At 62.2% G+C, this 12,201-nt stretch carries 12 protein-coding genes; 10 read left to right on the top strand and 2 right to left on the bottom strand.

Annotation, left to right across the window (positions count from 1 at the left end; translation table 11 throughout):
- The 7 genes from murC to KI811_RS10575 all read left to right on the top strand — a co-directional run bounded on the left by murC (position 1) and on the right by KI811_RS10575 (position 8,500).
- Positions 1 to 1,386, top strand: coding sequence for a UDP-N-acetylmuramate--L-alanine ligase (gene murC, locus KI811_RS10605; protein ID WP_214186447.1), 1,386 nt, complete (start codon positions 1 to 3; stop codon positions 1,384 to 1,386).
- Between the two features lie 4 nt (positions 1,387 to 1,390).
- Positions 1,391 to 2,293 carry a UDP-N-acetylmuramate dehydrogenase gene (gene murB / locus KI811_RS10600; RefSeq protein WP_214186446.1) on the top strand — a complete coding sequence of 301 codons (903 nt, stop codon included), beginning with the start codon at positions 1,391 to 1,393 and terminating at the stop codon, positions 2,291 to 2,293.
- 40 nt (positions 2,294 to 2,333) lie between these two features.
- Positions 2,334 to 3,275 (top strand): D-alanine--D-alanine ligase, encoded by a 942-nt coding sequence (locus KI811_RS10595; RefSeq protein ID WP_214186445.1) that lies wholly within the window; start codon positions 2,334 to 2,336, stop codon positions 3,273 to 3,275.
- A 50-nt stretch (positions 3,276 to 3,325) separates the two neighbouring features.
- Positions 3,326 to 4,159: a cell division protein FtsQ/DivIB gene (locus KI811_RS10590; protein WP_214186444.1), complete on the top strand. Its 834-nt coding sequence runs from the start codon at positions 3,326 to 3,328 to the stop codon at positions 4,157 to 4,159.
- A 21-nt stretch (positions 4,160 to 4,180) separates the two neighbouring features.
- The gene (gene ftsA, locus KI811_RS10585) at positions 4,181 to 5,416 is read left to right on the top strand and encodes a cell division protein FtsA (RefSeq protein ID WP_004512388.1); all 1,236 of its coding nucleotides are present in this window, start codon (positions 4,181 to 4,183) and stop codon (positions 5,414 to 5,416) included.
- A gap of 87 nt (positions 5,417 to 5,503) precedes the next feature.
- Positions 5,504 to 6,658, top strand: a complete 1,155-nt coding sequence (gene ftsZ, locus KI811_RS10580; RefSeq protein ID WP_214186443.1) for a cell division protein FtsZ — start codon at positions 5,504 to 5,506, stop codon at positions 6,656 to 6,658.
- Positions 6,659 to 6,829: 171 nt separating this feature from the next.
- Positions 6,830 to 8,500 (top strand): radical SAM protein, encoded by a 1,671-nt coding sequence (locus tag KI811_RS10575; protein ID WP_214186442.1) that lies wholly within the window; start codon positions 6,830 to 6,832, stop codon positions 8,498 to 8,500.
- Positions 8,501 to 8,505: 5 nt separating this feature from the next.
- Here KI811_RS10575 and KI811_RS10570 read toward each other — a convergent pair whose 3' ends face one another.
- On the bottom strand, positions 8,506 to 9,231 hold the full coding sequence (locus KI811_RS10570) for a BON domain-containing protein (RefSeq protein WP_214186441.1): 726 nt from the start codon (positions 9,229 to 9,231) through the stop codon (positions 8,506 to 8,508).
- A 55-nt stretch (positions 9,232 to 9,286) separates the two neighbouring features.
- On the bottom strand, positions 9,287 to 10,066 hold the full coding sequence (locus KI811_RS10565) for an SDR family NAD(P)-dependent oxidoreductase (protein ID WP_214186440.1): 780 nt from the start codon (positions 10,064 to 10,066) through the stop codon (positions 9,287 to 9,289).
- 245 nt (positions 10,067 to 10,311) lie between these two features.
- On the opposite strand from KI811_RS10565, the gene KI811_RS10560 reads away from it, so the two are divergent.
- From KI811_RS10560 to KI811_RS18635, 3 genes are all read left to right on the top strand, one after another.
- Positions 10,312 to 11,193 carry a radical SAM protein gene (locus KI811_RS10560; RefSeq protein WP_214186439.1) on the top strand — a complete coding sequence of 294 codons (882 nt, stop codon included), beginning with the start codon at positions 10,312 to 10,314 and terminating at the stop codon, positions 11,191 to 11,193.
- A gap of 90 nt (positions 11,194 to 11,283) precedes the next feature.
- The gene (locus KI811_RS10555) at positions 11,284 to 11,553 is read left to right on the top strand and encodes a nucleotidyltransferase family protein (RefSeq protein WP_214186438.1); all 270 of its coding nucleotides are present in this window, start codon (positions 11,284 to 11,286) and stop codon (positions 11,551 to 11,553) included.
- Positions 11,550 to 12,008 carry a ribonuclease toxin HepT-like protein gene (locus KI811_RS18635; protein ID WP_246551653.1) on the top strand — a complete coding sequence of 153 codons (459 nt, stop codon included), beginning with the start codon at positions 11,550 to 11,552 and terminating at the stop codon, positions 12,006 to 12,008. Before KI811_RS10555 ends, KI811_RS18635 begins: the two co-directional genes overlap by 4 nt.
- The last annotated feature ends 193 nt before the right edge of the window (positions 12,009 to 12,201 follow it).

The raw sequence follows: 12,201 nt of genomic DNA, 5'->3' as shown, positions 1-12,201 counted from the left end.
ATGTACGGAAAGATCGAGAAAATCCACTTCGTCGGTATCGGTGGCATCGGCATGAGCGGCATCGCCGAGGTGCTCCTGAACCTGGGGTACAAGGTGTCCGGCTCCGACCTGAAGCAATCGGAAACCACCGACCGCCTTGCCTCCCTCGGGGGGGACATCCGTTTCGGCCACGCCCGGGAAAACCTGGCCGATGTGGACGTGGTGGTGACCTCCACGGCGGTCCACGACGACAACCCCGAGGTGGTGGAGGCCAAGCGGCGCATGATCCCGGTGATACCCCGGGCAGAGATGCTGGCGGAACTGATGCGGATGAAGTACGGGATCGCCATCGCCGGCACCCACGGCAAGACCACCACCACCTCCATGGTGGCCACGGTCCTCACCCACGGCGGCATTGACCCCACCATCGTCATCGGCGGCAAGCTCAACACCCTCGGCACCAACGCCAAGCTCGGCCAGGGGCAGTTCCTGGTGGCCGAGGCCGACGAGTCCGACGGCTCGTTCCTGAAGCTCTCCCCCACCATCGCGGTGGTGACCAATATCGACGCCGACCACCTGGACTTCTACACCGGCGGCATCGAGCAGATCAAGGATACCTTCGTCGATTTCATCAACAAGATACCCTTCTACGGTCTGGCGGTCCTCTGTCTGGAAGACCGGAACATCGCCGAGATACTTCCGCGGGTGAAGAAGCGGTTCGTCACCTATGGCCTTTCGTCCCAAGCCGACATCCGCGCTACCCACATCCGCCTCGAAGGGGGAACCACCTCCTTTGTGGCCCACTACAAGGGGTACCGGATGGGGGAGGTTTCCTTCGCGATGCCCGGTGCCCACAACGTGCTGAACGCCCTCGCGTGCATCGCCGTGGCCATGGAGCTCGATGTTCCCTTTGCCCAGATCCAGGAGGGGTTTGCCAAGTTCGGCGGCGTGGGGCGGCGTTTCCAGGTAAAGGGAGAGGTGAACGGCATCACCGTGGTTGACGACTACGGCCACCATCCGGCGGAAATCCGGGCCACCCTGGCCGCGGGCAAGAGCGGCTGGCCCGATCGGCGGCTCGTGGTGGCCTTCCAGCCCCACCGCTACAGCCGGACCAAGGAGCTCTTCGCCGAATTCGTCACCTGCTTCTACGATGCCGACGTGCTGGTGCTCACCGACATCTACTCGGCCGGCGAGAACCCCATCGAGGGGGTGACGGCGGAGCGTCTGGCGGAGAATATCCGCAAGCACGGACAGCGGGATGTGACGTACATCGCTGATCGGGAGGCGCTCCCCGACCACCTGGTCCAGATCGTGAGGCCCGGTGACATCGTCCTGACCCTCGGCGCCGGCAACATCTGGCAGACCGGGGAGGCCCTGCTCCGGAAGCTGGAGACGGCAGAGGGATAGCTCTTTGAACGACGAACTGTACGCCCGTCTCCGTGCATACGTGAGGGGGGAGACCCTGCGGGATGAGCCGATGGCGCGCCACACCTCGCTTAAGGTGGGGGGAGCCGCCGACTTCTTCGTCATCCCGGCTGACCGGGATGATCTCGCGGCGCTCCTGGCGCTTCTGGCTGAAACCGGTACCCCCTACCTGGTGGTCGGCGGAGGATACAACCTCCTGGTACGGGACGGCGGCATCCGGGGAGTGGTCATTTCCCTCGCGCGCCTGGATGAGATGACCCTGCTCGCCGGTGAGAAGGTGATGGCCGGGGCCGGAGTAACCAACCGGCAGCTCGTGCAGCTGCTGCGGGACAGGGGGCTTGGGGGGCTTGAGTTTCTCTGCGGCATTCCCGGCACGGTTGGCGGCGCCCTGGCCATGAACGCCGGAGCCCACGGCGGAGCGGTGGTTGACCGAGTGGAGGAACTCCTCACCATCCGGGACGGGGAGATGCTGCAAACCGGCCGCGACGGCCTCGATTACGGCTACCGATTCCTGAGGCTTGCGCCTGGCGAGATTATTGTTGGGGCAACCTTTCGCCTGGATCCGGCCGATCCCGATCAGATCGGGGTACGGATCGCCGGTTATCTGGAACACCGGGCCGCGAGTCAAAAAGTCGGCTTTCCCAATGCCGGGTCCTTCTTTAAAAATCCGGAGGGGACCGCTGCTTGGCGGCTGATTGACGAAGCTGGGCTTCGGGGAGAGCGGGTGGGGGGCGCCCAGGTGTCGGAGGCCCACGCTAACTTCCTGATAAATCGGGGGAGGGCGACGGCTGCCGATTTTCTTGCCTTGGCTACCCGAATTAAAGAGGCAGTAAAACAACGTACCGGCATAGCTCTTGAAGAAGAGGTCAGGATTGTCGGTGAAGGGTGATTAAAGAACCGCTTCCAAGAAGCGCTCAGGCGAAAACTCGATGACCAGTGATGAACTGAAAACCAAGAAGATCGGCGTGCTTATGGGAGGGCTCTCGGCGGAACGGGAGGTCTCTCTCTCCAGCGGGGGAGCGGTGCACAAGGCGCTTCTGGCCCGGGGATATGACGCCGTTGCCATTGATGTGGACCGCGATCTCCCCCAGGTTCTCGTCAGGGAATGGATCGACGTGGCCTTCATCTGCCTTCACGGCCGCTACGGCGAGGACGGGGCGGTCCAGGGGGTGCTGGAACTCATGGGAATCCCCTACACCGGCTCGGGGGTCCTTGCGAGCGCCCTGGCCATGAACAAGATTTTTGCCAAGCAGGCCTTTGCCGCCGCCGGCCTCACGATAACCCACCACCGGGTACTCGTGCGGGGCGAAACCTTCGACCCCGTTTCGGCCGGCATTGATCTCCCCGTGGTGGTGAAGCCCTCCCAGGAGGGGTCGTCGGTAGGGGTGAGCATCGTGAAGAAGGCTGAGGAGCTTTCCGCCGCTTTGGAGACTGCGTTCCGCTACGACAACGAGATTCTGGTGGAGAAGTTCGTCAAGGGGCGGGAGATCCAAGTGGGGATTCTCGACGACCGGGCCATGGGAGCCATCGAGATTGTGCCGAAGAAGGAGTTCTACGACTTCGAGGCCAAGTACACCGACGGCATGGCGGAGCACATCTGTCCGCCGGTGCTTCCCGCCGACCTGTACCGCAAGCTCCTCGCCGAAGGGGAGAAGGCCCACCGGGCTCTGGGGTGCGCCGGGTACAGCCGGGTAGACTTCCTGGTGACCGAGGGGGGTGACTGTTTTCTCCTTGAAGTGAATACCCTGCCGGGGATGACGGCCCTGAGCCTCCTGCCGGAGATTGCCCAGAAGGAGGCCGGGATCGATTTCGAGGAGCTGGTGGAGCGGATACTTGTTTCAGCTTCTTTGAAGATCGGTACGGAAAACTAGGAGCGACTGCTAATTGTTGTCGATTTCAGAATTCTGATTCACGGACGTCCATGCGCGATCTACACGTAAAAACACGAATCCAGCCGGCCCAGAAGAGCCGCAACCGGGTAAAGAAGGAGCGGAAGCCGATCAACTGGCGCCCCCTCATCACCTGGGGGAGCCGGGCCGTGCTCGGCGCGCTGGCCGTGGCGGTCGTGGGGGGCGCAGGCTACAAGGGATACACGTTTGCCTCCCGGTACGAGATGGCGGTGCTTCAGGTGGAGGCCATCGAGGTGTCGAAGTTGAGGCACCTGACCCGTGACGAAGTTCTTGGACAGGCTGGGGTGAGAAGGGGCGATTCCATGCTGGGGCTGCGGTTGCGCCGCATCGGCGAACAACTGGCCAAGAACGCTTGGATAGAGAAGGTGCAGGTGCGCCGCTACTTCCCCCACACCATCCGCATCGAGGTGGTGGAGCGGGAGCCAGTGGCAGTGGTGAACATGGGGTTCCTCTACTACCTGGATGCCAAGGGGGAGGTCTTCAAGCCCCTTACCCAAGGTGACAGCCTCAACTTTCCGGTCATAACCGGCATCACCGAGGATGACCTGGCCCGGGATCCCAAGGGGGCCAGGGAGATGCTTACCGGCGCCGTGGCCCTCATGGATATGCTGAAGAAGGGGAGTGCCTTTACCCTGGCCGATGTTTCGGAGATTCACATCGACAAGGGATTCGGACTCACTCTCTTCACCGCCGGTGGCGGCGTGCCGGTACGGCTTGGCAAGGATGGGTACGAGACCAAACTGGCCCGTTTTGCCACGGTCTATGGGGAACTGAAGACGCAGATGACGGCAGTTGAGTACATCGACTGCGACTACCAGGACAAGATCATCGTCAAAAAAGGATAAAGCGGGGGAGGGGGAAACACTATGTCGGCACGAAGGGATAACCTGATCGTCGGACTCGATATCGGCACAACGAAGATCTGTGCCATTGTCGGCAACGTTACCGAGGACGGCATCGACATCGTCGGGATCGGCAGCAGCCCGTCACGGGGGATGCGCAAGGGTGTCGTGATCAATATCGAGAGCACCGTCGAGTCCATCAAGAAGGCGGTCTCCGAGGCTGAACTCATGGCCGGCTGCGAGATCCGCTCCGTCTATGCGGGGATCGCCGGAGGCCACATCAAGGGATTCAACTCCCAGGGGGTGATCGCCATCAAGAACCGCGAGGTGACCTCCGAAGACGTGAAGCGGGTCATCGACGCGGCCAAGGCAATCGCCATCCCCATGGACCGGGAGGTGATCCACATCCTTCCCCAGGAATTCATCATCGACGACCAGGACGGCATCCGCGAGCCCCTTGGCATGAGCGGGGTGCGGCTCGAAGCCAAGGTCCACATCGTGACCGGCGCCGTGGCCAGCGCCCAGAACATCGTGAAGGCCTGCAACCGGGCCGGCCTCGACGTGGCCGACATTGTCCTTGAGCAGCTGGCCTCCTCCGAGGCGGTCCTGTCGGCCGACGAGAAGGAGTTGGGGGTGGCCCTGGTGGACATCGGCGGCGGCACCACCGACATCGCCATCTTCGTGGACGGTGCCATCAAGCACACCTCGGTCCTTTCCCTGGGGGGGAACCACCTCACCAACGACATCGCCGTGGGACTCCGGACTCCCATGGCCGAGGCGGAGAAGATCAAGCAGAAGTACGGCTGCTGCATGGCGTCCCTGGTGGGGAAGGAAGAGACCATCGAGGTGCCGAGCGTGGGAGGCCGCAAGCCGCGGGTCCTTTCCCGCCAGCTTCTGGCCGAGATCCTGGAGCCGCGGGTGGAGGAGATCTTCACCCTGGTGAACCGCGAGATCATGAAATCGGGCTTTGAGGACCTCATCGCCTCCGGCGTGGTCATCACCGGCGGCACCACCATCCTCGAGGGGATGCCGGAACTGGCCGAGCAGGTCTTCAACCTGCCGGTGCGTCGCGGCATGCCCCAGCAGATCGGCGGCCTCGTGGATGTGGTCAACTCGCCGGTCTACGCAACAGGGGTCGGGCTCGTGGTCTACGGGAGCAAGAACGTCGGCATCCGCGAGTTCCCCACGGCCCAGACCGACGAGAACCTCTTCCGGCGGGTCTCCCGGCGGATGAAGGAGTGGTTCGGGGAGTTTTTCTAGTCACCGGAGCGTATTGTTCGCATTCATGTTTTGTTCTGTATTGCAATGACAACCAAACACATCATGAAAGGAAAAAGGGGGTAGGGTATGTTCGAATTCGACGAAAGCATCGATCAGTGTGCCAAGATCAAGGTCATCGGCGTCGGCGGCAGCGGGGGGAATGCGGTCAACACCATGATCGAGAGCCAGGTCGGCGGGGTTGACTTCGCCGTGGCCAACACCGACGTGCAGGCCCTGCGCATCTCCAAGGCGCCCATCAAGATTCAGATCGGCCGGCAGCTCACCAAGGGGCTCGGGGCCGGTGCCGATCCGTCCCGGGGGCGCGAGGCGGCCCAGGAGGACCGGGAGCAGCTGGCGGAAACTCTCAAAGGGGCGGACATGATCTTTATCGCCGCCGGCATGGGGGGCGGCACCGGCACCGGCGCAGCGCCCATTATCGCCGAGGTTGCCAAGGAAGTGGGCGCCCTCACCGTCGGCGTGGTCACCAAGCCTTTTTCCCGGGAAGGGAAGCAGCGCCTGGCCAAGGCCGATGACGGGATTCGAGAGCTAAAAAAACACGTGGATTCCCTCATCGTCATTCCCAACGACCGGCTCATCGGGCTGGCCGGCAAGTCCATGTCGATCCTCGACGCCTTCAAACCGTCCGATGACGTGCTCCGCCAGGCGGTCCAGGGCATCTCCGACCTCATCACCACCAGCGGCTTCATCAACGTGGACTTCGCCGACGTGAAGGCCATCATGAGCGAGCGGGGCATGGCCATGATGGGAATCGGCATCGCCGCCGGCGAGAACCGGGCGGTTGAAGCGGCCCTGCGCGCCATCTCCAGCCCGCTCCTGGAGGACGTGGACATCTCCGGCGCCAAGGGGGTGCTGGTGAACATCTCCGGCTCCGCCGCCATGACCATGGACGAGTTCGAGGCGGTGAACCGGACCATCCACGAGAAGGTCCACGAGGATGCCAACATCATCATCGGCGTCACCATCGACGAGACCCTTGGGGAGCAGCTCAAGGTGACCGCCATCGCCACCGGGTTCGGCGACCGTTTTGACGTGGAGAAGCAGCGCCAGGAGTTGAAGTCCGTCACCCCCCCCGGCACCCGCCAGGAGGTGAATCGCGAGATTCCCACCTTCATCCGCGAGAAGCAGCAGCGGGAGCCCTCTTACAGCCGCCAGAAGGGGTTCTTCTCCGATGAGGAGGACCAGTACGACATTCCGACGTTCCTGAGGAAGTCGGTTGATTAGTTGACCGCGGTGCGTGCCGTAGGGGCCCTTTGGCCCTGCGGCACGCACCTTCCCCCTTTGTTTCAGTCATTGCTTTCAATTTCAATTTCCCGGCTCCCCACTTACCCCCTCCAGGGGGGCCGGGCCTTTTTCCCCTTTCTGAAACCTCTTCCTCCGTGATACCTTCTGTCAATGTCGTGGAAAATTATTGAAAAATATCGCCGGATCCTGGCCCAGGAAGAGGGGAGTTCACCCAAACGGCGTGGCGGGAAACTGACCGTCTGCCTCGTCTATCCCAACCGCTACGCCGTGGCCATGAGCAACCTCGGCTTCCAGGCGGTCCATGCACTGCTAAACGCCGAGCCCGACATCCTCTGCGAACGGGCTTTCCTCCCCGATCAGGACGACCTGCGGGAATACCGCCGCAGCGGCACCCGGCTCCTCTCCCTGGAGTCCCAGGAACCCCTTTCCTCCTTTGATATTATTGCCTTCTCGGTTTCCTTCGAGAGCGACTACCTAAACATCCCCGTCATCTTCGACCTGGCCGGCATCCCGGCCCTGGTGGCGGAGCGGACTGGGGCCCATCCCCTTATCATGGGGGGCGGGGCGGCCCTCTTTCTCAACCCGGAGCCGGTGGCTGATTTCCTGGACCTCATTGTCGTGGGGGAGGGGGAGGCGATCCTGCCGGCGCTTCTGGACTGCATCCGCGCCGAGGGGATTGGCGACCGCGCAACGTTTCTTGCAGGAGTGGCGGAACTTCCCGGTATCTACGTGCCGTCTCTCTACGCGACGGAGTACGACGGCGCCTGCCTGCTGTCGCGGGAGGCGAAGGACGGGGCGCCGGAGCAGGTGAAGCGCATCTGGATGGCCGAGCCCGACGGGCGGGCCACCGTGTCCGAGATTTTGACGCCCGGCACCGAGTTTTCCGACATGTATCTCGTGGAGGTCTCCCGGGGGTGCGGGCGGGGATGCCGCTTCTGCGCCGCCGGCTTCATCTACCATCCCTACCGGCAGCGCTCCTTCGATGCCGTGAAGACCGCCGTCGCCGAAGGGCTTAGCCACCGGCGCAAGATCGGGCTTGTGGGGGCGGCTGTGTCGGATTTTCGGGAGATCGGTGAACTGTGCCGGCACATCCTGGCGGAGGGTGGGACAGTGTCGGTGTCGTCGCTGCGAATCGACCGCCTCGACGAGGGAATGATCGAGGTGCTCAAGGCGAGCGGCCACAAGACCGTGGCCCTGGCCCCCGAGGGGGGGAGCCAGCGGATACGGGACCTCATCAACAAGAACCTGACCGAGGAGCAGATCCTAGCCGCCTGCGATCTCCTCATCGGCCACGACATCCTGAACCTGAAGCTCTACTTCATCATCGGCCTCCCCGCCGAGACCATGGACGATCTGGAGGAGATGGCCATCCTCATGGGGAAGATCCGCGAGCGGGTCATTGCCGCGGCGCGGAAAAACAAGCGGCTCGGTGAGATCATCCTTTCCGTGAACCCCTTTGTCCCCAAGCCGTTCACCCCGTTCCAGTGGTGCGGCATGGAGGAGATCCCCTCGCTTGAGAAAAAGCTCAAGTACCTCCAGCAGGCGGTCGGGAAGCTCTCCAACGTGCGGCTCATCGCCGAGAGCCCCAAGGACGCTTGGCTCCAGGCCCTTCTCTCCCGGGGGGACCGGCGGCTATCCAGTTTTCTCCTCCGCGCCGCAGAGCTGGAGAGCTGGAAGCGGGCGGCCCGGGAATTTCCCGTCGACACCGACCTCCTGGTCCACCGGACCATTCCCCTCGACGAGATGCTGCCGTGGGATGTCATCGCCAGCGCCGACGCCGAGCGGCTCAGACGGGAGTATCGACGAGCCCTTGGCGGGTAGGAGCTCTATTCCCGCACCTCCAGCCTGTTCACCACCCGGTCCACCCCGAAGACGTACCACGTATCGGCCTCGGCCATCTCCTTCTCCTTCGGCTTGGGCACCACCCCCTCCAGGGTGACGACGCAATCGCGGCAGCTTACCCGGATCTGGGAGGCGTTGACGAAGGGGTCCTTCTCCAGGACAAGACGGACGGCGTCGATCACCTCGTCGTCGTTGTCCTCCTCGGGTGGGGAGACCTCCAACCCGTTCACCACGTCGCGGCTCCCCGGCACCCACCAGGCCAGGACCCCGGCCAGGCGCTTGTGGGAAAGGCTCCCGACGGTGCCGTTCAGGGTGACAATGCCATCGGCCACCTCCACCTCCATGACCCCGGTCGGCTCCCGCGGGGCACTGCGCACCGTTTCCCAGGTACCGAAGGAAAAGGCACGGATGGCGTAGTCGGCGAAGGCCGGCTCCTGGACGAAGGCATCGCAGACGTGGTTGCGGATATCCGCGTCCTCCATGGTCTCGGCAGGCTCCACCCTCAGCCGGTCCACGATCCCAGCCACGCCTGGCTCTGCGGCGGCCAGTTCCAGGGCAAGTTTCTTGGCCGCCACGCTCTCCGTTACTCCCTCAAGGGTCAATATCCCGTCGTCGATCTCCATCTGAAGGGGATAGGCGTGGAGATTGATCCGGGGCTCCCGTTCAAAGGCGGCTTCCATTCTTCTCAGCATCTCTTCGGTCGGTTTCATCGGCGTGACCTCCTGTGCGGCCATTATCCGCATCCTTCGTGTTTCGTTACCCTACCTAATACCGGTAGCCGAACGTGCGGAAATGGCTCTCGGTCCCGTTTTCTCCCGTTACCCGGTCAGACGCCTCGGAGGCGAGGAAGACCGCCAGCCGCGCCACCCGTTCGGGCGGGAGAAGCTCTTTCCGATCCTTCATGGCCGTGAAGTCGGCGAAGACATCGGGACCAAGAACCGCCGGCCCGAGGCCGCGGATATCCTCCTGCATCCGGGTATCCATCACCGCCGGGTTGAGGCCGTTTACCTGGATGTTGTGGACCTTCAACTCCTCGGCCAGGTAGCGCGTCATGTGGATGAGCCCCGCCTTGGCGATGGCGTAGGCCCCGAAGGGGGAAATGACGATCTCGCCCAGCCCCGAGACGACGTTGATGATTTTCCCCCGCTCCTGGCGGATCATGTGGGGGACGACCTCCCGGGCAAAGAGCCAGGGGCCGGTGAGATTGACGGCCATGGCGTACGCCCACTCCTCCGGAGCCACCTGATGGAGGGTGCGGACCGGGCCGATGACTGCCGCATTGTTCATGAGGATGTCGACCGTTTCGAACGTCTCGACCGCGGTCTCCACCACCCGCCGGACGTCTGCGGGGTTCGCCACGTCACCCTCCTGGATCACCACCGTTCCCCCCGCTTCCATGACGAGCGTCGCGGTCTCCTCCAGTTCCTTGGGGGTTCTGCTCATGATCACCAGATCGGCACCCTCCCGCGCCAGCGCCATAGCCGAAGCGCGACCGAGACCTCGCCCTGCGCCGGTTACGATCGCTGTCTTTCCCTTGAGACTCATCGCCACCTCCCTGCAGCCGTGACCGTCCGCGGATTGCTTCCAGTTATTTTACCATTTTACCCGATTTTGCCGATAATTCCCGGGCGCACAGAGGGAAGTTCCTGAAAGGTTGGCAAGGTCTGTACATGCATCACTTCCTGTATTTTGCTCAGCAAGTGGTGGACAGTTGACTTTCACCCCCTGTTGAGTGAATAAAGTAGAGAGTAATTGACTCTGCACTGAAGCTATTGGTTAAGGACCCCACCATGCCCACCTACATCGAACCCGTCTTCCGTCCCCCCAGCGAGGCCCGCAGCCTGATCTTCCAGATCACCATCGGCTGCTCCCAGAACCACTGCGCCTACTGCGGCATGTACAAAACGAAGCGCTTTGCTCTGAAGCCGGTGGAAGAGGTTTTCGCAGAGATCGACGGCATCCCGGCCCGGTACCGTCTCCATGTGGATAGGGTCTTTCTGGCCGACGGCGATGCCCTGGTCTACCCCTTCGGGGGGCTGTGCGCCATTCTCGACCGGCTTGCCGCCACGTTTCCGAACCTCGCGCGGGTCGCCTCCTACGCCTCGCCCAACAGCCTCACCACCAAGAGTGTGGATGAATTGCGGGTGCTACGGGAGAAGCGGCTGCGGATCGTCTACTTCGGGCTGGAGTCGGGGGATGACGCGACGCTTGCGGCGGTGAACAAGGGCTTTACGGCGGAGAAAATGGCGCAGGAGGCGTGCAAGGCCCGGGAAGCGGGGATGAAGCTGTCGGTTACGGCCATCCTGGGAGTGGCGGGCCGGGGGCGGAGTCTCGATCATGCGCGGGCCACGGCCGCCTGGGTGAACCGGGTGAATCCCGAGTTTTTCTCGCTCCTCACCCTCTTCCGCCGCCACAATGAGGAGTTCATCGACACCCTGGACCAGTGCACCCGCCGGGAACTGCTGGCCGAGGCCCGGGAGCTGTTGACGCACCTCTCCCCCCAGCGGACCATTCTCCGCTCCAATCACGTCTCCAATTTCCTGGAGCTTGCAGGGAGCTATCCCAAGGACCGGGAGCGGCTCATCGCTTCCGTAGAGAAAGCCATTGCCCATCTTGAGGGGATTCCGGGATACCTAGACGAGGTGCCGGAGTATGGGGAGGAGTATTATTGACGGAGAGAGGTACTGGATGCTTTGCATTGCGCTTCATAACTACTCCGGTATAATCAAATCGGCTCTTCACTCAGGAAAAAAGGGATTGTCATGGCTATCAGGCAGGAGCACTACGAGAGAATTAAGGAAATGGCGCAATCCTACGGTGCCACAAGGGTTATCCTTTTCGGCAGCGCCGTCGAAAACCCCGAGGGAGCGCGTGATATCGACATCGCCTGTGACGGCATTGAAGGTTGGAAGCTCTATGAGCTTGCCGCACGGCTCGAGGATGAGCTCCAGACCCCGTTCGATGTCGTGCCGTTGAGCCCCCCGAACCGCTTTACGCAACTCGTTGAGAAGAGGGGGCGGGTGCTGCTGTGACTGCCGATGAGTTGAGGGAAGAGATCTCTATTGAGCTTGAGTTGATGGAAGGTGTCTGCAGCGAGCTTTTTGCCTTACGCCGGGACGTGGCTGAACGCGAGGCAACGGTTCGGGAGAAAACGGCTGCGGCGGCGTTCCTTGCCCAGTTTTACGGGGGAGTCGAGAACATCCTCAAGCGAGTCTGCAGATTCCACGCAATTGAGTTGCCGTCAGGCGCCACATGGCATTCTGAGCTGTTTCGCTGGTTTTGTGCTCCCTCGCGCCAGCCCCTGCCGGTTCTTTTCGAAGATTCGTTGGCCCGTGCCCTTGCTCCCTACCGCAAGTTCAGACATATCGTTCATCACAGTTACGGGTTTCAGGTGGACTGGGAGCGAATGGTGGAAGGAATCGACAATCTGGAAGAAGTGTTTGACATGTTCAAGGCTCGTCTGGCTGACTATTTCACCACTATCTGATTCGGCGTTGTCCGCAGTCGTTCTCTCCCCGTCAAAACCTTGACCGATACATTTCAAAATGCCGTACTTATGACCTGCTATGGGTCTTATCGGCACGACCGCGCAATTCTTTAGGCATTTCCCTCCGCTACCGGCAGTACTTTCTCCACGGTTTACCCACATTTCTCCCTCTCTATCTGGCACAACGGTTGCA

Origin of the sequence: Geobacter hydrogenophilus (assembly GCF_018501225.1) — a bacterium.
Taxonomy (GTDB): Bacteria; Desulfobacterota; Desulfuromonadia; order Geobacterales; family Geobacteraceae; genus Geobacter; species Geobacter hydrogenophilus.
The sequence above is the reverse complement of the archived record's forward strand: the minus strand, read 5'-3'. Positions and strand labels throughout refer to the sequence as shown.